A 21,190-nucleotide genomic window follows, 5' to 3' on the forward strand; every position below is an offset into this window, starting at 1 on the left:
CCGCCGGTCGGGACATGGGCCTCGGCCGTCCGTGTGCCGGGCGCAAGGCGGGTATCGTTGTTCTGAACATCCGAGATCAGCGACACCTCCGGCGCACTCACCACGCGATCCTGCGCCTTCGGCGCGGCGCTACCGGTTACCTCATCCGAAGGCCGCCGCGCATCCGCCATCGTGTTCATCGTGACAAGATTGGTCAGGCGCAATTCATCCGCGGTGAGCTGATGCAGCGCCTCCCACGGCGGCACGCTCAGTGCGAGCGACAGCAGGTCGCCGGTGCCGCCCATGTCGAAGGTGTATTTGGCGAGGCGGCCGATATCGCGCTCGACGATCATCAGGTCGTCCGCGGAGTACGTCGCAGCCTTGGCGTCGTCGGCGCGGTCGCCCATCCAGATCTGATGCACACGGACCCGCGCGCCTTCGGGCACCGTGCGCGTATTGCCCGCCAGCAGCAGGAACGCGCACATCGATTCACAATAGGCGTCGGGAAGAATGTCGCGCCGCTCGTCGCTCGCGATCACAAGACCGACGGTGGTGCGCAGTCCGAGTGTGCGCCAGCGCCGTCCGAGCGTGATGGCGTCCAGCACCGAGCCGCCGCTGGAATCGAGCACGACAAGGCTGCCCTTGAGATTGCGGCCTCTGACAAACTCCTCGAATTTCGCCGGCGTCTCGGAGGTGATGACGCCGACTGCGCCGATCCAGCCCGCGCAATCGCGCGCGCAGGAGGCCTGCGCGTCGTGCCACATGAAGTTCATCGGAAGTTTGCGTTCTTCGAGGGTCGCCGATGCGCCGACGGTGCCGCCGAGCGTGGCCGAGCCAGGCAGAGCAAGACAGATCGCGGTGGCGCAAACTCGCGCCAAGCCGCTCCAATTCAGCGACCTCACGGCGTTCAACGTGGTTCCTTCCCCGCCCCAATCGACAACGGCATCGGCCCCAATCCGCGCGGCGATTCTGTCACACGGATGTTATGGAAAACGTACTAGGGCTTAAGATTCGCGTCCATGCGACTTTTGCTGCGATGCCGTCAAAATCATGCGATAGTCCGGCCGGTGTGGCGCGAAAGACAACATGTTGCGGTTCCCTGCGCAGGAACCCGTCATGTGGGCGCTGGCAATTCCATCATGCGCCGAAAAATCCGGCATGGTGCGAACAGTGACGGCCAAGGCAGTTCCATGAAACATTCCACGCAATGCCCTGACTGCTCCGGCGGGATTCAGAATCTGCCGCGCAATGCCGGGCGTGGACTGATCTGGGTCTATCGCCACACGCTCTCCCCGCTGGTCGGCTTCAACTGCCGCCATTTGCCGACATGTTCCGTGTACGGGGACGAAGCCATCGGCCGTTTCGGCCTGTGGGCTGGCGGCTGGATGACGCTGGCGCGGCTGCTGCGCTGCCAGCCATGGGGCACATCCGGCATCGACAATGTGCCGGATGCAATTTCAAAAGAGGCGCGCTGGTATCTGCCATGGCGTTACGCGCGCTGGCGCGGCGTCAATGATGGCAGCTAGTTATCGCCGCGACAGAACCACCGCGATCACGGCGCAGACAAGGAAGCCGACGCCGAAGTAACCGACGGCGTAATACATCTCGCGCGCAAACAGGAAGCCGCCGATCCCCGACCCGATGGCCTGGCCGATATAGAGGCCCGACGTGTTCAGCGACACCGTCGCGCTGGCAAAAGCGGGCGCGGCCCCCGCGAGTCTGACCTGCTGCATCGAGTTGACCGATGAGAACGCCATGCCCCACGGCACCATCGAGGCCAGCATCAGCGGCACGATGCCCGCCCCAAACGCCCACATCGCCAGTCCGAACAACATCATCGAGATTGCCGTGAGTGACGTGCGATAGCCGCCCCACGAATCCACCACGCGGCTGGCGATCACGTTTCCAATGAATCCCATCACGCCGTAAATGCCGAATGCGAGGATGGCGAGTTGCGCGCTGCCGCCGAGTTTCGCAAACAGCGGACCCAGATAGGTGAACACCACGAACTGGCCGGAGGTCTGCAGTACGGTGATGATGAGCAGCAGCACGATCAGCGGGTTGCGCATCAGATCGGCCCACGTCTTCAAGTCCACCGGCGTGCCGACGAGCCCGCCGGGAATGCGCGAGATCAGCATCACCAGATTGAGCAGCGCGAGCACACCAATTCCGCCATAGGCGACGCGCCATCCGATGTGACTGGCGACATAGGCGATCAGCGGCAGACCGACCGCCAGCGCCAGCGACCAGCCAAGGAAGACATAGGACATCGTGCTGCCGCGCCGCTCGGGCGGCACCATCATCGCCGCCGTCCCGGCCGCCTGCGGCGTAAACAGCGCCGCGACCGCCAGCATCAGAAGCCGGATCGTCATGAGCACCGCGTAGCTCGGCGCCAGCATGGATGCGAACTGCGCCGCCGCCATCGTCGCAACACTGATCGACAGCAGAAGCCGCCGGTCGACGCGGCTGGTCAGCCAGGCAGACACCGGCGAAGCAACGCACAGCACAAACGCGCCGAACGTGATCAGAAATCCCGCTTCACGGATCGAGACGCTGAATTCCTGCGACAATTCCGGCAGCATGCCCGCCGGCGCGAGAATGCTCACGCCGGTGACGAAATTGCCGAGCATCAGGGTCGTGGGTGCAAAGCGTTTCACAGTCCGTTGTTAGCACACGAACAGTTAAATGCAATTGCATGAAAGCCATGCGAGATCGCCGCGAGGAGCCAATCCCGCAATACGGCCCCTCAGCCGCGCATTGCGCCGCCCGAATCCGCTGCTATACAACGGGTCCCATCGCTTACCTGCGTTCGTTCGCGGGAGTGAGCAACAAGGAGAATATGATGACTGAGAATCCGGAATCCGGCTTCAAATTCGGCCTCGCCAATCTCAAGGCGGCCGACAGCACCAGCAAGGTCAAGGTGACCTTCCCAGACGGTGCGACGCGCGAATATCCCAACGGCACCACCGGCCTCGACATCGCCAAGGGCATCTCGCCCTCGCTGGCGAAGCGCACCGTCGCGATGGCGCTGGACGGCGTGGTAAGCGACCTCGCCGATCCCATCACGCATGACGCGAAGATCGACTTCATCAACCGCGACGACCCGCGCGCGCTGGAATTGATCCGGCACGACGCCGCGCATGTGCTCGCCGAGGCGGTGCAGTCGCTGTGGCCCGGCACCCAGGTCACCATCGGCCCGGTGATCGACAACGGTTTCTATTACGACTTCTTCCGCAACGAGCCGTTCACGCCGGACGATTTCGCCGCCATCGAGAAGAAGATGCGCGAGATCATCGCCAAGGATGCGCCCTTTACCAAGGAAGAGTGGTCGCGCGACCGCGCCAAGAAGGTGTTCGCCGACAAGGGCGAGACCTTCAAGATCGAACTGGTCGACGCCATTCCGGAAGACCAGTCGCTGAAGATCTACAAGCAGGGCGACTGGTTCGATCTGTGCCGCGGCCCGCACATGACCTCGACCGGCAAGGTCGGCAACGCCTTCAAGCTGATGAAGGTCGCCGGCGCCTACTGGCGCGGCGACAGCAACAATCCGATGCTGACCCGCATCTACGGCACCGCTTTTGCGAACCAGGCCGATCTCGACGCTTACCTCAAGCAGCTTGAGGAAGCTGAAAAGCGCGACCACCGCCGCCTCGGCCGCGAGATGGACCTGTTCCATTTCCAGGAAGAAGGCCCCGGCGTCGTATTTTGGCACGCCAAGGGCTGGACGCTGTTTCAGGCGATCATCGCCTATATGCGCCGCCGCCTTGCGGGCGACTATCAGGAAGTGAACGCGCCGCAGATGCTCGACAAGTCGCTGTGGGAAACCTCCGGCCACTGGGAATGGTATCGCGAGAACATGTTCGCGGCGCAGTCGGCCGGCGACGAGGCGGAAGACAAACGCTGGTTCGCGATCAAGCCGATGAACTGCCCCGGCCATGTGCTGATCTTCAAGCATGGCCTGAAGAGCTATCGCGAACTGCCGATCCGGCTTGCCGAGTTCGGCGTCGTGCATCGTTACGAGCCGTCGGGCGCCATGCACGGCCTGATGCGCGTGCGCGGCTTCACGCAGGACGACGCGCATGTGTTCTGCACCGAAGATCAGCTCGCGGAAGAGTGCCTGAAGATCAACGATCTGATCCTGTCGACCTACGAGGACTTTGGCTTCGTCGGTGAACTCACCGTGAAGCTCTCGACGCGGCCTGAAAAGCGCGTCGGCACCGACGAGGCGTGGGATCACGCCGAGACGGTGATGGCGAAAGTGCTCGAGCAGATCGCCGCGCAAGGCCACAACCGGATCAAGACCTCGATCAATCCGGGCGAAGGCGCGTTCTACGGGCCGAAGTTTGAATACGTGCTGCGCGACGCCATCGGCCGCGAGTGGCAATGCGGCACCACGCAGGTGGACTTCAATCTGCCGGGCCGTTTCGGCGCGTTCTATATCGACGATCACTCCAACAAGGTGACGCCGGTGATGGTCCACCGCGCCATCTGCGGATCGCTGGAGCGTTTTACCGGCATCCTGATCGAGCACTTCGCCGGGCACTTCCCGCTCTGGCTTGCGCCGGTGCAGGCTGTCGTCACCACCATCACCTCGGACGCGGACGATTATGCGCGCGAGGTGGTCGCGGCCTGCCGCAAGGCGGGAATGCGCGTAGAGCTCGATCTTCGCAACGAGAAGATCAACTACAAGGTGCGCGAACATTCGCTGGCGAAGGTCCCTGCGCTCCTCGTTGTCGGCAAGAAGGAAGCCGAAGGCCGCATGGTCTCGATCCGCCGCCTCGGCAGCGAAGGCCAGACCGTGCTGCCGCTCGACGAGGCGCTCAAGGCGCTGACCTATGAGGCCCTGCCGCCGGACATCAAGCGCGCGCAGGGTTGAGGCGGTCCAAAACGTTTATGAGGTCTCTTTTTAGAGACCTCATAAACTGCGAGCCTTGTTATCGCGGTTCGGATTGCCGATATCAGCGCGGCGCACTTTTCGCCACGCGCGTCAACATCACCGGATACCTCATGCTCTACGCCATCGACCTCCTCACCACGCGCCGGTCCGTCAAGCCGGTGGAGATGACCGGCCCCGGCCCCTCGCCTGCCGAGATCGAAACCATTCTCACCATCGGCGCGCGCGTGCCCGATCACGGCAAGATCGTGCCATGGCGTTTCATCGTGTTCGAGGGCGACGCGCGCGCGAAGGCCGGAGATATCTTCGCAAAAATTTTCCGGCTGAAGAACGTCACCGCGACGCCGGATCAGGTGGAAGCGGAGAAGAAGCGCTTCATGCATGCGCCGCTTGTCATCGCCGTGGTGAGCAGAACCTCGAAGCACCCGAAGGTGCCGCCGTGGGAGCAGGAATTGTCGGCGGGCGCCAGCGCCATGAACATCGTCCATGCGGCGCATGCGCTCGGCTATGTCGCGAACTGGCTGACGGGCTGGATGGCATTCGACCGCGACGTGATGAGCGCGCTCGGTCTTTCAGAAGATGAAAAGATTGCCGGCTTCATCCACATCGGCCACTCCGCACGTCCTGCCGATGACCGGCCCCGTCCCGCGCTCGGCGATATCGTGACGCGGTTTTAGAAACCTAGCGCGCGATGACTTCGACCTCGCCGTCGACGCCGTTGCTGACGTTGAACGGACGCTCGTACACCTTGCCTTCGTTCTTCGCGATCACGCGATACTCGCCTTCCGAGAGGATCACCTTCGGGAAAGCGCCGTTGTATTCCTTGATGACGTCGCCCGCGGGCGTGATCACCGACCATGCGGTGTTGGCGAGCGCTTCGCCGCCCTTGTCGCTGACGAGCTTGAGCGTGATGACCGCCGCGCGGTGTGTGACGGTGACATCGGTGAGCTTGCCGGCCTGCACGCGAATGTCGGAGCGCACCACCGAGTTGGCGTCGCCGTAGTTCGAGATGATGTAGTAGGTGCCCTCCGGCACCAGCAGCACATCGCCCGCGGCGACGTTCTGCGCCAGCGGCGCGCGCTCGCCGACTTCAAACTGGCTGCCCTTGTATATCGAGAACGTGATCTGGCCCTGCGGAATCTTCGTGGTGCCGACGCGCCCCTCGATGCGAAGTCCGCCAGCCGGAAGATCGAACTGTTCGCGCAGCGTGTCGTTGCGCAGCGTGACCGGACGGACCGCGCTGACAAGACCGAGCGAGGCGTGAACCACATACCCGCCCGGAGGCAGCACGATGTTCGGGGTCGGGTTGCGGTCTTCGCGCACAAGCTGGAATGCGCCGCTGGCATCGGGCCTGTCGGAATAGACCCGCCATATCACGCCACTGGTCACAGCCGGCATGTCCTTCCCGAAACGCGCGTTGAGCGCGAGCACGCCTTGCGGCGGCGCCGGCGAGGCAGGCACCGGCGCGGCTGCGGGTGGCAGGGCTGTCGTCACCGGCGGCTGGGTCAGGGTCGAGGGCAATCCCGGCGTTGCGGCGGGTCCGGATGGCGGCGCCAGACTGATCGCCGGACCCGACGGTGTCGGCGCCTGGGGCACATTGGCCGGCGGGATCGGCGGAGGCGCATCACCGATGAACTGGGCGAAGGCCGGGCTTGAGAGCGTGATTGCGGCCAGACACGCCAGCGCGCGCATCCATGCCGATGCATAGCGATGCATGGGGGTCATGGAGCCTGTCCGCGCGCCGCAGACGGCTGTCCTGCGGCTGTGTCCGGGGGCTGTCATGGCGGAGGTTTTTCACCGAAAACGAGGCAAATTCAAGCCTGACAACCGTCTTGACGGCTTTTCCGGGGATGCCCTGCGGATTGGTGGGTTCTGCGGCCCGGCAAGCCGCGCTACAGTCACATTTGCCGATTACCGGGGCGCGTGAGGACGGCACCATCACAGCCGTTCCGCGTTCTGATGACCGGATCGGGCCGAGAGGGACCGATTCGCCATCACGAAAGGCCTCAGGAGACCGGCGTTGCTCGAAAGTTTGATTGGATTCCGCAATGGCGGCACACGGGGCAAAATGGAGCTTGGGGGACCACTGACAAAGAAACCGAAGGTCGGGCTCGCCCTTGGCGGCGGCGCGGCGCGTGGCTTCGCCCATATCGGTATCCTGCGGACGCTGCTCGCCAACGGCATCGTACCGGACATCGTGGTCGGCACCTCGATCGGCGCGGTTGTGGGCGGCTCCTATGCGGCGGGCCATCTCGACACGCTGGAGTCCTGGGCACGAGGTCTCCTGCCGCGCAATATCTTCAGCTATCTCGACATCCGCCTCAGCGGCTCCGGCCTGATCGGCGGCAGCAAGCTCGCGGCCCAGCTCGAAGCCTCGTTCGGCGACATTTATATCGACGAGCTTCCGCTGAAATTTGCCGCCGTCTCCACCGAAGTGAATACCGGTCACGAGATCTGGGTCACCAACGGCAAGCTGGTGGACGCGGTGCGCGCCTCCTACGCCCTGCCCGGCATCTTCGAGCCGGTGCTGATCGGCGAACGCTGGCTGGTGGACGGCGCGCTGGTCAACCCGGTGCCGGTGTCTGCGGCCCGCGCGCTCGGCGCGGAAATCGTGATCGCCTGCAATGTTTCGACCGACGTGTTCGGCCACGGCACCATCATCTCGGCCACGAGCCGCGCGGAGCTTGAGCCTGCCCTCGCGGACGAGCCGCCGCCGGCGCCCGAAAAGCGCGGTTTCGGAAAGTTCTTCTCGGCTGAAAGAACCGTGAAAAGGGAGTTCTTCGGCAGCGCCGGACGCCCCGGTATTTCGACCGTGATGGTCGAAGCCTTCAACATCATGCAGGACCGCATCACCCGCTCGCGCCTTGCGGGCGATCCGCCCGACGTCCTGATCTCGCCGCGCGTTGGCAAGGTGGGATGGTTCGACTTTCACCGCGCCGAGGAAATCATCGCGCACGGCACGCGCGCGGCGGAACGCAACATCGAGTCGATTCAGGAAGCGATTAATCTCTTGAGTCCGACGACGAACCAGACGCCGGGCACCGCGCAGCCGACGCAGCCGTAACTTGGTCCTTATGGAGAGGAGCGAGGCCTTCAAGGCCTCGCGTCTCGAACCATGGGCAACAACATCCTCATCCTTCGAGACGCGCGCAAAAGCGCGCTCCTCAGGATGAGGCCCTACGCCGTCTTGATGTAGTCCTGCAGCGCTTCCTGCTCGCGCTCGTATTCCGCCACGCGCCATTTCACCACGTCGCCGATCGAGATCAGGCCGACGATCCGCTCGTTCTCCACCACGGGCAGATGGCGGAATTTTCCGGCCGTCATCACTTCCATGATCGCGGAAACGGTGTCGGTCTCCCGGCAGGTGATGACTTTCGACGTCATCACGCCGCGCACCGGCTCCTCGAGCACGCCTGAACCGCGCTCACCCAGCACGCGCACCACATCGCGCTCCGAAAGAATGCCCTCGATTTTCTGGCCGCTCATCACCATGACGGCGCCGATACGTCGTTCGCTCAGAATTTTGATGGCTGCGGAAAGTTTGGCGTCGGGCGATACGCTGATCACCTGATGGCCTTTAGAACCCAGAATGGATCGAACCGTCATTGAAGCCTCCCGAAAATCCCACCGCGCGATCGAACGAGCGCAGTCTGCCGTCGAGTCAAACAACGTGGGGTCTGTTTGGTTTCGCGCGCCTCCCAAAAATGCCTGTTCGGGATGATGGAGCAAATACTACCGCCTCGCAAGGCGCTGCGTGACACGGCATGGCTGCTGATGACTGGGAGATTTGGACGCAGGTCAGTCCGCCGCAGGCGGCAACGCGCCCGCATTGTTATCCTGCACAATGGCGCGCGGCACCGGGTCGAACAGCGAAAACAGCACAAGTCCCGCGACAAAACCGCCGATATGCGCCTGCCAGGCGATGCTTTGTGCGGATGCACCAATCGCGATGGCGCCAAGGCCGGTCATGATGTTGAGGCCGAACCACACGGCAAGGAATCCCAGCACGCGCGAATTCTGCAGCGACTTGACCAGCGAGAGCGCCGGCACCCGCGCCGCCACTTCCGCATCGCCCCGCCGGAACGACAGAAAGCTGCCATGCTGGAAGGCAAAGCGGATCGCAGCCGCCATCATGCCCGAGACGGCGGCCGATGCACCGATCATCGGCGCAACCTCGTGCTGGTGCGTCAACAGATGCGCGACCGCGCCCGCGATGGCGGTCACCGCGAAAAAGGCGAAGAACCGCACCGTGCCGAACCGGCGCGCGACAGCGCTGCCGAACGGCAGCATCCACAGCATGTTGAAGGCGATGTGGGTGATGTCCGCATGCAGGAAGGCATAGGTCAGGAAAGTCCAGATTTCCGCGCCCACCCCGCCCGGAAATTTGCCGGCCAGCACCGAAGCGTCATATCGCGCCGGCACGAACCCGAAGGTCCAGATCACCTCCTGATCGGTGGCCAGCGGCAGCAGCGCGCGCAGGCCATGGATGGCGGCCATAACCACAATGACCGCGGTCATCGCAAAAGGAATGGTCAGGATCGGTTCGCGGGGAGATTCGGGAGAGTCCAAGGTCGCACAGGTCCGGAAAGCGGGCGGGTCACCTGAGATAGGCGGCTTTCGCGGTGCGGTGCAAGCGCGAGGACCCACATGGACAAAAGAAAAGGGAGGGCTTGAAGGCCCTCCCCGGTCTTTGCTTGTTTTGCCGGTCTTTCCGCGCCGTCCGGGTATCCCCACCCCTCCCGCGCAATGACCAGGTCGTTTTCCGCCGCCTGTCTTCAACTTGAGTTCTTGGCCAGCGCCGACCCTGGAGAAGACCGGCGATCTGGAGTGACCGGACACTACCCGGCCTACGTAGATCCACGAAGCTCATAGTTAAATTAATCTTAACAACGCAAACCCGCCGCCCTGCATGGGTTCGGCATGGACGCTGCACCTCAAGTCCCGCACAAACAGAAAGGGGCCTCGCGGTGCCCGAAAGCGGGACAAACCTGTCCCGCCGTCGTTGTCCGCGGGGCGGGGTTGAGTATGAAGCATCCGGCAAATCAGGAATTTTACGCGTATTGGGACCAGAAGCGCGCGGGCGCCCTCGCCCCGGAGCGCAGCGACCTGGAACCCGAACAGGTCCGGCATCTGCTTGGCGACATCTTTGTCCTGTCCTGCGATCTGGCCGCCGGCTACCCGTTTCGGGTGGCGGGAACCCGGATGTGCGCCCTGCTCGGCACCGACCTGAAGGGGCAGAGCTTCCTGAATCTGTTCCGCGAAGCCGACCGCGACGAGATCGCCGATCTTCTCGGGATCGTGTCGGAGGAAACCCAGCCCACCGTCGCCGGCCTGACCAGCATCGCCCCCGATGGCGGCCGTTTCCATCTTGAACTGCTGCTGCTGCCGTTCAGCGCCCGCTCGCATAGCCCCGTCAGCCTGACCGGACTGCTCGCCCCCCTCACGTCCCTCGAGGGGGCGCAGGCCTATGGCAACCTGAAAGATTTCAGCCTGACCTCGTGGCGTCATCTCGAACAGGACCGCGGCCGTGCGCGCGCGCTGCGCAAGTGGTCGCTGATCCGCGGCCTCACCGTCTACGAGGGCCTGCGCTAAGTCAGCACGGTTCCCGTATAGCTAACGCCTCATTAACCCTGTGCACCGTAAGGTTCATCATACCGAAAAACCGGTTGACCGGTGTTGATGATGGCGTTGGTGCAAAGACAATCAATCCGTCCGTCCGCTCAGGAGCGGCGGCGCTTTCAGCGCGTGAAGGTTCACCTGCTCGGCCGCTACATGCTGTCGGACCGGCGTGAATTCCCATGCCAAGTCATCAATATGTCTCCCGGCGGCCTTGCGATGCTGGCGCCCGGCATCGGCAATGTCGGTGAGCGCGTCGTCGCCTATCTCGATCACATCGGCCGTGTCGAAGGCAAGATCACACGCCTGCTCGACAACGGCTTCGCTATGACGGTCGGCGCGACCCCGCGCAAGCGCGACAAGCTCGCCGCCCAGCTCACCTGGCTGGCCAATCGCCAGATCCTCAATTTGCCGGAAGACCGCCGCCACGACCGCATCGTGCCGCGCAATCCGATGTCGATCCTCAAGTTCGACGACGGCCGCGCCATGGCCTGCCGGATCATCGACCTGTCGCTGTCCGGCGCGGCGCTCGCCGCGGAGATCAAGCCGCTGGTCGGCGAGCCGGTCATGCTCGGCCGGGTGCAGGCCCGCGTGGTCCGCCACCTCGAAGAAGGCTTCGCGATCGAGTTCGTTCACGCGCAGCTTCCCGAGACTGTCGAAGACAACGTAAGCGCGCAGTAAAGAGCCGCGGTTACCCATTTCTGATTTTGAGGCCGATCAGGGCGATACCCGCATCCGGGTATCGCCCTGATGCTTTTGGCGTGCCCTGTCACCCGCCGTCGTGCCGCTTTTGGACACCGGCAAAACGCGATGGAGATCAATCGCTTGCGGGATGATAGATAAAATTTGAATCAAATTCGATTATCTCGAATTTTATGCGTATTTTATTCAAGTATAGATCGAGTTCGCTGCGTCTTTTACTTGTATTCGTCTCAATTGTACTTTGACGACTTAGCGGCGGTTCAAATCCTTTGTGTGAAAAGTGGTCCCAACAAGAAAAACGGGGGCCACAATGTTTTCAATTCGTGGACGGGGAGCGGGTCTGGCGGTTGCCGCCAGCCTTTTCGGAATGACGATTGCGGCGCAGGCCGCGAACGAGCGCGTTCTTTACGCAAGCCTTGGTGACGCGACACGCGCGCCGATCGGCTGGGTGGAATTCTGCAACGACAATCCGCGCGATTGCCGGGTCGGCGCGACGCAGGCCCGCGACATCGTGATGACGCAGACCGCGTGGAAGGATCTGTTGCGGGTCAATCGCTGGGTCAACGAGACCGTCAAGCCGATGACCGACATGGATCACTGGGGCGTTATCGAGAAGTGGTCGTATCCGACCGACGGATATGGCGATTGCGAGGACTATGTCCTCTTGAAGCGCAAGATGCTGATGGACGCCGGATGGCCGCGCGAAGCGCTGCTGATCACGGTGGTGCGCGACAAGAAGGGCGAAGGCCACGCGGTGCTGACCGTGAAGACCGACAAGGGCGAGTTCGTTCTCGACAATCAGAACGAGGACGTCGTCGCCTGGACCGACACCGGCTACCGCTTCGTGAAGCGGCAGTCGCAGAACGATCCGAATACGTGGGTGTCGCTGGGCGACTCGCGTCCCGCCGTCGCCACCGCAAGTTCACGCTGAGATTTGGAGCATGGCCGCAACGCCATGCTCAAAAAATGGATACTTGAAAAGATAGGAACACACGACCCGGTCGTATCCCCACCCCTCCCCGTCCCAGACCGGTTCGTGCGCGGCCGAGCTTCCCCCAAAGCTCGGCCGCAACTTTTTTTTTGGAACGGATGACGCCGCGGACTTGCTATCGCGGCAGTGTCAGCGGCAGCAATTCGCGCAGCCGCGGATCGCGCAGGTAAAGCCCGCCCCATGTCATGACACCGAGCAGCAGGCAAATGAGCTGCGGCGGTGAGCCGAATTCACCGAGCCGAAAGTGCGTGCAGATCGCGCCGCCGAGAAAGGCCGTGGTCAGGATGGCCCCGAGATAGACCGTGCGCGGAATCGCATAAAGAACGCCGCAGACAAGCATGATGATGCCGAGCGGCACGGCAAGGCTCATCGGAAATCCGGTCGCATCCATCGGCTCTTTCAGCAAGTGCGGTGCGAACAACTGGATACCGCCGTCGGCAAGCAACGCCAGCACCACGAGGGCACTGATGACATCGCCAATCCAGTTGGCTGCGGTCTTCTGCGCCATGATATCTCCTTTTGTCACAATGATTTTTTGAAGCGGCCGCGCCGGCGGGCACGCAACATTCCGTCGCCCGCCGCGATGAATTGCGGAAAGACGCGATGGGCCACGGACAGGCCGGCGCGTCAATGGACGATTGGTTGCAAATCAGCGGTTAAAATAAATGCGGCGCCACTTGAAATGGCAAGCACCCCGCATGGGAAAAGATTCGCAAGCGCGCGTCAGCCGATCTTCTTCAGTCCCGCCTTGAAGCGCTTGCCGTTGTGAACGTAATGCGCGGCGCCATAGGTCATGGCGGTGACCTGCTCCGGCGTCAGCGTCTTGATCACGCGGGCGGGCGCGCCGATCACAAGCGAGCGGTCCTCGAATGTCTTGCCTTCGGTGATGACGGACCCCGCGCCGACGATGCATCCCTTCCCGACGCGCGCGCCGTTCATGATGATCGCACCCATGCCGATCAGTGCGCCGTCCTCGATGGTGCAGCCGTGCAGGATGACATTATGGCCGATGGTGCAATTGGTGCCGATGGTCAGCGGAAATCCGGGGTCGGTGTGAAAGGTGCAGTTGTCCTGCACGTTCGATCCCTCGCCGATCTCGATCAGTTCATTGTCGCCGCGCAGCACCGATCCGAACCAGACGCTGGCGTTGGTCTTCAGGCGCACATTGCCGATCACCGTCGCGGTCTCGGCGATGAAGTATTGCCCGTCGGGAGGAAGTTGCGGGGATTTTCCGTCAAGTTCGTAGATCGCCATTCATGGTCTCCTTTGCGGCGACCATGCCACGAAAAAAGCGTCTCTGGCGAGAGGATGGAGACGAATGATCAGGCGAGAATGCCGGCGCTTTCCAGCAGCATCAGCACGAACGTGCCGGACATCATGCTCCAGAATCCGGCGATGACGGTGGCTGCCGCGACGAACTGAACCCGGCGGCCTTCCAGCGTGCGGCCACGCACCGTATTGCGCATGATGATGAAGGGCGCGGCGAACACCAGAAACGGCACCGCGGCGAAAGCCTTGGACGTCGCGTCCTGCATCAGCAGTCCGAAGCCCGGCGGCTTTTCCATCAGCGCCTGAAAGCCGCTGTTGAGCGCTCCCGCCACAGCAAATCCGATGAAAAGGGCAAAGAAGGAATTCAACGCTTCGGGCGACATCTGACACGTCCAACGCACGCGACCACTTGGAGGCCACCGCGCGGCGGCCTCCCTAGGCATCGCAAAATGCCGCCGCGCCCGCCAGCTTATCCTTAAGGAAGGGTTAACGCGGCGCCGCCGCCCGGCTGTCCGCGCATGGCTCCGGCCCGCATGCCCTCATGCGGAACCACAGGAAATCCCCCAGCGCGTGGCATACTCCCGGCGATTCGGCCCGCCTCTTGCGGGCCTCAACTCCAATGTTCTGACGCCCGGTCATGGCTCTGTTTTCATCCGCATCGTCCCGCCCCGCTCCTGCGCGCGCCGCCCGCCGCAGCCACGTTGTGCCGTTTCTGGTCATGGGCGCGATTGGCGCAAGCGCGGTCGCCGTGGTGGCGTATCTGCTCTGGCCGACCTGGGGAATCGAGAAGGCCGGCGATCCCGACCGGCTGCCGATCAGCATCGGCGGCACGCTGTTCAACGTGCCGACCAAGGCGATCCGGGTGAAACTGCAAAAGCGCACCGGCCCGCAGGAGCGCGTCGATATCAGCCTCATCTATCCGTCCTTGGAAGCGCCCGAAGCACGGCGGCCGGTCAGCGCGGAAACAGTGGAAGAAAACCTGCCCGAGATAGACCGGATTTTTCTCTCGATCGCCGCGCATCACGATGCCATTTCGCCGGACGAGCGCACGCGCACGATCTATCCGCGTTATCTCGATCCGAATGCCGGACGCCTGCAGGACGGTTTGAGCATCCGCCCGTTCCGCGACAACACGCCCTATGCAAACGAGGATCTGGTTTACGCCTCTTCGCCGCTGATCATCGCGCGCTGCACACGCGATGGGAAAACACCCGGCATGTGCCTCAGCGAAAGGCGGATCGAAGGCGCGGACCTGACGTTCCGTTTCCCGCGCGACTGGCTGTCGAAATGGCGGGATATGGCCGGCGCGATGGACCGGATCGTCGCCCGGATGCGCACGCCGCACGGCTGATCCTCCTGCCCAAAAACGAAAATGCCCGGCAAGCGCCGGGCATTTTGACTCAACGAGGCTGAAAGGCTCAGACCTCTTCCTCGATGTCGGTTTCGAGGATGGCCATCTGGAACTGGAAGGACCGGTCATCATCCTCGTCATCGACGAACAGCACGCCGATGAATTCCTCGCCGATATACACCTCGGCGGAATCGTCCTTCTTCGGACGCGGCACGACGCGGATTTTCGGATTGCCGAACAGGCGCTTCAGATAAGCGTCGAGTTTCCTGACTTCTGTAACGTCCACGGGCGTTTCTCCAACTGAACAGTCTATGTTGGCGACAGCTTTAAAACGATCCGGCGCAGACTGCTAGGCCTGCGCCGCCATAAATCGCAATCTGTTTGAGTCAGATGCCGCCGTTGAGCATCTGGTTCATGGTACGCGACGGCTCGGAACAGCCCGCCTCGCCGACGATCTTCGCCGGCACGCCTGCGACCGTGACATTGTTCGGCACGTCCTTCAGGACCACCGAGCCGGACGCCACGCGTGCGCAGTGGCCGACTTCGATATTGCCGAGAATCTTCGCGCCGGCGCCGAGCATGACGCCGCGGCGGATTTTCGGATGCCGGTCCTCGTTTTCCTTGCCGGTGCCGCCCAGCGTCACACCGTGCAGGATCGAGACATCATCCTCGATCACCGCCGTCTCGCCGACGACGAACCCTGTGGCATGGTCGAGGAAAATGCCGCGGCCGATGCGCGCCGCCGGATTGATGTCGGTCTGGAATTCCGCGGACGAACGGCTCTGGATGTAATAGGCGAAATCCTTGCGGCCGTTGTTGTAAAGCCAGTGCGCGAGACGGTGCGCCTGAATGGCGTGGAAGCCCTTGAAGTAGAGCAGCGCGTCGATGAAGCGCGACACCGCGGGATCGCGGTCGTACACGGCGACAAGATCGGCGCGAAAGGCGTTGCCGAGATCGGGATCTGCTTCGAGCGCGTCGTTATAGGCCTGGCGGATCAGATCGCCCGACAGCGCGGAGTGATCGAGACGTTCGGCGATACGATGCACCACCGCGTCCTCAAGCCGATCGTGATGCAGCACGCTGGAATAGATGAAGGTCGCAAGCTCGGGCTCGCGCTGCACGATGGCCTCGGCCTCGTCGCGAATACGGCTCCAGACAGGATCGACGGTGGAAAGAACCGCCTTCGTATCGAGGTGATGCTTGGCCATGGGCACAGTCCGGCTGATGAACGTTGAGGATATCTTACCACATAATGGGCGGACGGAAGGCCGCAACGGTTGCCAAGGTTGACGCGGGAATAATGTTCTCCTTTCGCCGGAGAATAATTATCTACGCCGCGCGAGATCAGCCATGCCGGCCAAGGAACTCCAGTACGCCGTCCTTGTAAACCCGGTCGCCGACCGCGCGCATGTGGTCGCGGTTTGGAATATCAAGCACTTGCGACCCCGGAATGACGTCGGAGAGACGCTGCGCCGAGCCTGCAATGTCATCGGTGGTGCCCACCGCGATCAGTGTGGGGACGGAAATGGCCGCCGCTTCGTCGCGCGTCATCAACCGCCGCGAGCCGCGCAGGCACGCCGCAAGCGCCCTGCGATCCGAGCGGGTCTGATCTGCAAACGCCCTAAACGTGCGTCCGACCGGATCGGTGACATCGTCGAGGGACGCAGCTTCGAGTGCGGAGGCGACATTCTCGCCCGGTCCGCCGCCTTCGATCAGGCCCATGCCGATGCCGCCGAGGATGATGTTGCGCAGGCGCTCCGGGCTGCGCTGTCCGAGATAGGCCGTGATACGTCCGCCCATCGAGTAGCCCATCATGTCCGCGCGTTCGATGTTCAGATGATCCATCAGCGAGCGCACGTCACTGGCCATGGTGCCGATGTGATAGTCTTCGGAGTCATACAGCTTGGTCGACTCGCCATGCCCGCGCAGATCGAGCGCAATCACGCGGCGTCCGGCTTTTGTCAGTGTCGACGTCCATCCCGGATAGGCCCAGTTCACGTTCTTGCTCGATGCAAATCCGTGGACCAGGACGATCGGATCGCCCTCGCCTTCATCGAGATAGGAAAGCTCAACGGAGCCGTTGTGAAAACTCGGCATCTTGTCGTCCAGTGTTCGCGGGGGGTGAAATGTGGCCGAAGCGGCGACGATACAGGGGCGAGAAGTTTATCCGGATGAGTCGCGCATGACCAGTGCGGTCAGACGCTCTGAAGCGCCTGCGCAGCCGCGAGTTCACGCCGCGCGCGCTTGAGTTTCGAGCGTTGAATCCACGCCAGTGTCAGCCGCTCGGTCGTGGCCTTGATCGAGGCGATAAATCCGAACAGCGCCAACAATGCGGCGAACACCCACCAAGCAAGATTGAACGCGCCCGCGGTCAGCAGCAGCGCACTGCGTCCGAGAATCTTGATGATGGCGCGAGTCTGGCCGCCCTTGGATTCCGCAAGCCGCGCCGCGCGCGCGACATCCTTCGGTCCGTCCGCGATGCGCAGCACATCGAGCGCGCCCTTGGTCCCGGCCTTCTCACCGACACGGCCGACGTCTTTCGCAAGCCGCACCAGCGCACCGGCCTTCTCCGCCTTGAACGCCGCCTTCATCGCGGTGATGGTCTGACGTGGATGCGCAAGCGACGCGTCGGCGACAGCCTTCTGCAGCATCGGCGCATCGACCACGCCGCGCGCCGAACGGCCCGCCCATTCGGTCAGACCGGCACCGAGCCGTCCGACCTTGCGTGCATCCTTCACCATGGTCAGACCGGCGCGAACCGGAGTCGCTCCGCCAGCGGAGACATAAGTCGCTGCCGTCACCACAAGACCGACACTGGCAAGGCCGAGCACAAGCCGGTCGGCGTCCTCGCCCATGGCCAGCCGCTTGCCTTCACGCACCACATCGCGGATGTCGCCGAACACGAAAAGATCGCCCGCGACCGTGCCGGAGAGGCTGGCGACGTCATCGGCTTCGCCGGTCACAAGCCCGGTGGCAAAACGCCTCGCCACGCTGGCGGTGGAATTCTCGTCCGCGACCGCGGCATCGACACGCGCGCTGACGCCCTCCGGCAACGCAATACCCTTGTCCCGCGCCAGGTCGGCAAAACTGTTGGCCAGATCGGCATCCCCGGCCTGCAAGGCCTGTTCGGCTCCCTGCCCAAGCGCGGCGGGATTCGTTCGCAAGGCGGAATTGATCCGCCCATCTGACAGGGCTGCGGGATCGTCCTGCGCCAACAGCAGGCTACCGGCCTCGCGGGCATGCGGCCATAACGCGGCAAATACCGCCGCCGATGCGACGGCGCCCGCCATCGTCAAACCGATGCGCCAGGACAATTTCATTGAGGAATAACCCTCCACCGGCCCAGAAGGTCCGGACTTGGTGACTTTGCGATGACATGGTGCGCCGTTTTTCGGACACAACCTCCCCTCCGAAAGAAGGGCTTTCCCAACGCGGCAGGATTGTGTCGAATTCACACGCTGACTTCTGGGGCGAATGGACGAATCCAGCTCCACTATCTAGGAATAAACGGTATTGCCCGGTATGTTGCAGAGCAGTGGCTGCGTCGCCGCTGTGGGCCGGGTTTTGGGCAAACGACGCAGAAGACCAGGATTGGGGTAGAGCTACCATGGCGGATCACGTCGTCCCTCACTTTCACAACGATGCGGGCGTGGCCATCATCGAAATCGGATCTCGCGAGTTCATGTGCGTGGGCGCAAATCCCCCGTTCGATCATCCGCATGTCTTCCTCGATCTCGGCGACGACAACGAAATCATCTGCCCCTACTGCTCGACGCTGTACCGCTACGCCAAGGACCTCGCTGCCGGACAGGCGCGTCCGCCGGAATGCGTGGTGAAAGACAAGGTCGCTTAAAAACCTCGTGGCGGTTTCGCGCACCATCGTTGTCGCTGGTGCGGGTATTGGCGGACTGACCGCCGCGCTGACGCTTGCCGCGCGCGGATTTCGCATCGTCGTGCTCGAGCGCGCCGCAAGGCTCGAGGAAGCCGGCGCCGGTCTGCAACTGTCCCCGAACGCCAGCCGCATCCTGATCGAACTCGGCCTTGAGCCGCTGCTCGCGCCGCATGTCATCGCGCCCGACTCGATCAGCATCATGACCGCCCGAACCGGCAAGGAAATCGGCCGCGTGCCCCTCGGCGAAGCGGCAGCGCTGCGGTATGGCGCGCCCTACTGGATCGTCCGCCGCGCCGATCTGCAATCCGCGCTGCTGGCGCGTGTGACCGGTCATCCCGATATCGACCTGCGGCTCGGCGCGCAGTTCGAGGATGTGGCTGTCTATCCCAAGGGGGTCACGGTTGTTCAGCGCCGGGTCAGCGAACGGCAGCAGGAGACGGCGTTGGCGCTGATCGGCGCGGACGGCGTCTGGTCCAGCGTCCGCCACCAGATTTTCCCCGAGGCGCAGCCGCAATTCACCGGCAGCATCGCCTGGCGGGGCACTGTGGACGCCTCGCAACTGCCGCGCGGCTTCATGACCCAGCGCGTGCAACTGTGGATGGGTACCAATGCGCATCTGGTCGCCTATCCGATGTCAGGCGGCAAGCGCATCAACATGGTCGCCATCGTGTCGGGCAAGTGGAACAGGCCGGGCTGGAGCGAGCCCGGGGATGTAGTCGAGATCGGCAATCATTTTGCCGATCCGCATTGGCCGATTGCCGCGCGCATGATGATCGGCGCGGTCGATAGCTGGCGGAAATGGGCGCTGTTCGCCATGCGCGACGGCGGCGTCTGGAACAAGGGACCGATTGCCCTGCTCGGCGATGCGTCCCACGCCATGCTGCCGTTCGCCGCGCAAGGCGCAGGCATGGCGATCGAGGATGCCGCCGTGATCGCCAAATGTCTCGATGCCTCGCGCACCCATCCGACGGCGGCCTTCGCGCAATATGCCGGCCTGCGCGCGGCGCGTGTCGCGCGGGTTCAGCGCACCGCGCGCAAGAACGGCCAGACCTATCATCTGGGCGGGCCGGTCGGCTTCGCGCGCGACCAGGTCATTCGCGTGCTCGGCGGCTCGCGCCTGCTGTCGCGGCAGGACTGGATCTACGACTGGAAAGTGCCCTGAGAGAGAATCTCTCTCATTGCCATTGCGAGGAGCCATTAGCGCGTTCACGCGCGTCTTCGACGCTATGGCGACGAAGCAATCCATTCTTCGTTCTTGCCATAACAAGATGGATTGCTTCGCTTCGCTCGCAATGACGAAGTGCAATTAACGGCGGCGGCGAGTCGCCGGCGCGGCAAGCTCGGCGCTGCAATTGTTGCGCGCCAGTTTCTCGTCAATGGCATCGCGCTGGGCTCGCTGGGCGCGATAGTCGGTCTGATACGCCAGACCCGACACCAGCGCTCCGCCGGCACCGGATTCGGCCTTCGCCATCAGGCCTTCAAGCTCAACCACGCGGTCGTTGGTACTCTTGCGGGCAGTGGCAAGCTGCTCGCAGTTATAGAGATCGTATTTGGACGGGTCGACGAACACGCTCGAACCGAACGGCGACTCGCCGCCCGAGCTGGCACAGGCACTGAGGCTGGCTGCGATGACCCCGAGCACGGCGAAGCGCAAGGCGCCCGCCGTTCGCTGCTTCGCCCGCATCCCGCTCATGGCTTCCGTCATCCGCACAGGTTTCATGGCCGTCGTGTCGCGGGTCTTCGTGTTGAATTTGTGGTGGCCCGTCGTGGCCTCAAAGCGTTTCCTGCTTGTGGCCGCATTCCTTGCAGGTGAAGGACGCGCGCCTCGTCCCCTTGGCCGCCAGAACGCGATTGGCCTTGCCGCACTTGCCGCAGGTCGCATCGAAGCGCGTATTGCCCTGCTTGACGACAAGCGCCTTGCGCTCCATCGCCTCGCGCACCAGCCGCTCGGTTTCCTCGCGCAGGGCTTGCTTGTCCACCATGGTCGATCCTTCGGGTCCCGGAAATTCCGTGCGACCTTAGCGGCCCTTGCCCCCGTTTAACAAACCATATCCGTCGGCGACACGGCGAAATCGCCACTCGCCCGTGCCGCCGGGCCGAACGGTCAGCACGGGACCGCTGGCATCCACCTGCGTCCGGCTGTTGCTCATCGTTCCATTATGACTTTTCCACTTCAGCGAAACGGAGTTGCCCCACACCCTGCAGTCATAGACGCCGCCGAGCGAACTGCGGAAAATCAGCCAGCCGAAACTCTCGTCGATCTGGCGCGGCGGCTGCGGCAGGTTGAAATAGGACTGCACGCTCGCCTGACAGACCAGCGCATTCGGCCAGGCTTCCCCGGTTTGCGCGAAAGTAACGGAGGGAAGCAGCAGGCTTGAGGCACACGCGAGAGCGCCGCCGGCATGTCTGAAAAGCACGTTCGTATCCTGACCACATCGCCTCTTCGGAGGCGTCATTCGATTGCATCGGGCGCGCGAAACCCGACGCGCGTCTGCC

The 21,190-nt window shown here is 63.2% G+C and carries 25 protein-coding genes; 10 read left to right on the forward strand and 15 right to left on the reverse strand.

All coding sequences use genetic code 11. From position 1 onward, the window contains the following. Window positions 1-857 (reverse strand): COG3904 family protein (locus tag HMPREF9696_RS07485; protein ID WP_040301252.1); only part of this gene is annotated, 857 nt, incomplete at its 3' end. Window positions 858-1,169: 312 nt separating this feature from the next. Here HMPREF9696_RS07485 and yidD point away from each other — a divergent pair. Continuing rightward, entirely contained in the window at window positions 1,170-1,505 is a 336-nt protein-coding gene (gene yidD / locus HMPREF9696_RS07490) for a membrane protein insertion efficiency factor YidD (RefSeq protein WP_002712368.1), read from the forward strand. Here the strand turns inward: yidD and HMPREF9696_RS07495 are convergent, their stop codons facing one another. Next, complete coding sequence (locus HMPREF9696_RS07495; RefSeq protein WP_002712369.1) at window positions 1,506-2,609, reverse strand: MFS transporter; 1,104 nt, start codon at window positions 2,607-2,609, stop codon at window positions 1,506-1,508. A gap of 212 nt (window positions 2,610-2,821) precedes the next feature. On the opposite strand from HMPREF9696_RS07495, the gene thrS reads away from it, so the two are divergent. After that, the gene (thrS, locus tag HMPREF9696_RS07500) at window positions 2,822-4,855 is read left to right on the forward strand and encodes a threonine--tRNA ligase (protein WP_002712370.1); all 2,034 of its coding nucleotides are present in this window, start codon (window positions 2,822-2,824) and stop codon (window positions 4,853-4,855) included. Window positions 4,856-4,986: 131 nt separating this feature from the next. After that, window positions 4,987-5,550 (forward strand): nitroreductase family protein, encoded by a 564-nt coding sequence (locus HMPREF9696_RS07505; RefSeq protein WP_002712371.1) that lies wholly within the window; start codon window positions 4,987-4,989, stop codon window positions 5,548-5,550. Between the two features lie 4 nt (window positions 5,551-5,554). Here HMPREF9696_RS07505 and HMPREF9696_RS07510 read toward each other — a convergent pair whose 3' ends face one another. Then, window positions 5,555-6,598, reverse strand: coding sequence for a hypothetical protein (locus tag HMPREF9696_RS07510; protein WP_002712372.1), 1,044 nt, complete (start codon window positions 6,596-6,598; stop codon window positions 5,555-5,557). Between the two features lie 295 nt (window positions 6,599-6,893). On the opposite strand from HMPREF9696_RS07510, the gene HMPREF9696_RS07515 reads away from it, so the two are divergent. Next, window positions 6,894-7,937 (forward strand): patatin-like phospholipase family protein, encoded by a 1,044-nt coding sequence (locus HMPREF9696_RS07515; RefSeq protein ID WP_002712373.1) that lies wholly within the window; start codon window positions 6,894-6,896, stop codon window positions 7,935-7,937. A gap of 113 nt (window positions 7,938-8,050) precedes the next feature. Here HMPREF9696_RS07515 and HMPREF9696_RS07520 read toward each other — a convergent pair whose 3' ends face one another. After that, entirely contained in the window at window positions 8,051-8,479 is a 429-nt protein-coding gene (locus HMPREF9696_RS07520; protein WP_002712374.1) for a CBS domain-containing protein, read from the reverse strand. Window positions 8,480-8,671: 192 nt separating this feature from the next. Then, window positions 8,672-9,391, reverse strand: coding sequence for a rhomboid family intramembrane serine protease (locus tag HMPREF9696_RS07525; protein WP_002712375.1), 720 nt, complete (start codon window positions 9,389-9,391; stop codon window positions 8,672-8,674). A 507-nt stretch (window positions 9,392-9,898) separates the two neighbouring features. Between HMPREF9696_RS07525 and HMPREF9696_RS07530 the strand changes: the two genes are divergently transcribed. The 3 genes from HMPREF9696_RS07530 to HMPREF9696_RS07540 all read left to right on the forward strand — a co-directional run bounded on the left by HMPREF9696_RS07530 (window position 9,899) and on the right by HMPREF9696_RS07540 (window position 12,122). After that, window positions 9,899-10,465, forward strand: coding sequence for a PAS domain-containing protein (locus HMPREF9696_RS07530; protein WP_002712376.1), 567 nt, complete (start codon window positions 9,899-9,901; stop codon window positions 10,463-10,465). Between the two features lie 87 nt (window positions 10,466-10,552). Beyond that, window positions 10,553-11,170: a PilZ domain-containing protein gene (locus HMPREF9696_RS07535; RefSeq protein WP_002712377.1), complete on the forward strand. Its 618-nt coding sequence runs from the start codon at window positions 10,553-10,555 to the stop codon at window positions 11,168-11,170. A gap of 331 nt (window positions 11,171-11,501) precedes the next feature. After that, entirely contained in the window at window positions 11,502-12,122 is a 621-nt protein-coding gene (locus tag HMPREF9696_RS07540; RefSeq protein ID WP_002712378.1) for a transglutaminase-like cysteine peptidase, read from the forward strand. 175 nt (window positions 12,123-12,297) lie between these two features. Here the strand turns inward: HMPREF9696_RS07540 and HMPREF9696_RS07545 are convergent, their stop codons facing one another. From HMPREF9696_RS07545 to HMPREF9696_RS07555, 3 genes are all read right to left on the reverse strand, one after another. Then, entirely contained in the window at window positions 12,298-12,690 is a 393-nt protein-coding gene (locus tag HMPREF9696_RS07545; protein ID WP_002712379.1) for a DoxX family protein, read from the reverse strand. A gap of 215 nt (window positions 12,691-12,905) precedes the next feature. Then, window positions 12,906-13,436, reverse strand: a complete 531-nt coding sequence (locus tag HMPREF9696_RS07550; protein ID WP_002712380.1) for a gamma carbonic anhydrase family protein — start codon at window positions 13,434-13,436, stop codon at window positions 12,906-12,908. 68 nt (window positions 13,437-13,504) lie between these two features. After that, complete coding sequence (locus HMPREF9696_RS07555; protein ID WP_002712381.1) at window positions 13,505-13,834, reverse strand: DUF6949 family protein; 330 nt, start codon at window positions 13,832-13,834, stop codon at window positions 13,505-13,507. Window positions 13,835-14,088: 254 nt separating this feature from the next. Between HMPREF9696_RS07555 and HMPREF9696_RS07560 the strand changes: the two genes are divergently transcribed. After that, window positions 14,089-14,802: a hypothetical protein gene (locus tag HMPREF9696_RS07560; protein WP_002712382.1), complete on the forward strand. Its 714-nt coding sequence runs from the start codon at window positions 14,089-14,091 to the stop codon at window positions 14,800-14,802. 67 nt (window positions 14,803-14,869) lie between these two features. On the opposite strand, the gene HMPREF9696_RS07565 is transcribed toward HMPREF9696_RS07560, so the two are convergent. The 4 genes from HMPREF9696_RS07565 to HMPREF9696_RS07580 form a co-directional block, all read right to left on the reverse strand. Further along, complete coding sequence (locus HMPREF9696_RS07565; protein ID WP_002712383.1) at window positions 14,870-15,088, reverse strand: DUF3126 family protein; 219 nt, start codon at window positions 15,086-15,088, stop codon at window positions 14,870-14,872. 100 nt (window positions 15,089-15,188) lie between these two features. After that, window positions 15,189-16,010, reverse strand: coding sequence for a serine O-acetyltransferase (cysE, locus tag HMPREF9696_RS07570; protein WP_002712384.1), 822 nt, complete (start codon window positions 16,008-16,010; stop codon window positions 15,189-15,191). Window positions 16,011-16,146: 136 nt separating this feature from the next. Beyond that, the gene (locus HMPREF9696_RS07575) at window positions 16,147-16,899 is read right to left on the reverse strand and encodes an alpha/beta fold hydrolase (protein ID WP_002712385.1); all 753 of its coding nucleotides are present in this window, start codon (window positions 16,897-16,899) and stop codon (window positions 16,147-16,149) included. A gap of 98 nt (window positions 16,900-16,997) precedes the next feature. Beyond that, window positions 16,998-18,122 (reverse strand): hypothetical protein, encoded by a 1,125-nt coding sequence (locus HMPREF9696_RS07580; protein ID WP_002712386.1) that lies wholly within the window; start codon window positions 18,120-18,122, stop codon window positions 16,998-17,000. A 287-nt stretch (window positions 18,123-18,409) separates the two neighbouring features. Here HMPREF9696_RS07580 and HMPREF9696_RS07585 point away from each other — a divergent pair, with 287 nt between their 5' ends. After that, window positions 18,410-18,655, forward strand: a complete 246-nt coding sequence (locus HMPREF9696_RS07585) for a zinc-finger domain-containing protein (protein ID WP_002712387.1) — start codon at window positions 18,410-18,412, stop codon at window positions 18,653-18,655. Window positions 18,656-18,662: 7 nt separating this feature from the next. After that, entirely contained in the window at window positions 18,663-19,856 is a 1,194-nt protein-coding gene (locus tag HMPREF9696_RS07590) for an FAD-dependent monooxygenase (RefSeq protein WP_002712388.1), read from the forward strand. Between the two features lie 144 nt (window positions 19,857-20,000). On the opposite strand, the gene HMPREF9696_RS07595 is transcribed toward HMPREF9696_RS07590, so the two are convergent. The 3 genes from HMPREF9696_RS07595 to HMPREF9696_RS07605 are packed head-to-tail and all read right to left on the reverse strand — an operon-like array spanning window position 20,001 to window position 21,111. Beyond that, on the reverse strand, window positions 20,001-20,414 hold the full coding sequence (locus HMPREF9696_RS07595) for a hypothetical protein (protein WP_002712389.1): 414 nt from the start codon (window positions 20,412-20,414) through the stop codon (window positions 20,001-20,003). 52 nt (window positions 20,415-20,466) lie between these two features. After that, window positions 20,467-20,676, reverse strand: coding sequence for a hypothetical protein (locus HMPREF9696_RS07600; RefSeq protein WP_002712390.1), 210 nt, complete (start codon window positions 20,674-20,676; stop codon window positions 20,467-20,469). Window positions 20,677-20,712: 36 nt separating this feature from the next. After that, a complete protein-coding gene (locus tag HMPREF9696_RS07605) occupies window positions 20,713-21,111 on the reverse strand; it encodes a hypothetical protein (protein ID WP_002712391.1) in 399 nt (132 codons plus the stop codon). Window positions 21,112-21,190 lie beyond the last annotated feature (79 nt).

Source organism: Afipia clevelandensis ATCC 49720 (assembly GCF_000336555.1).
GTDB classification, from domain to species: domain Bacteria; phylum Pseudomonadota; class Alphaproteobacteria; order Rhizobiales; family Xanthobacteraceae; genus Afipia; species Afipia clevelandensis.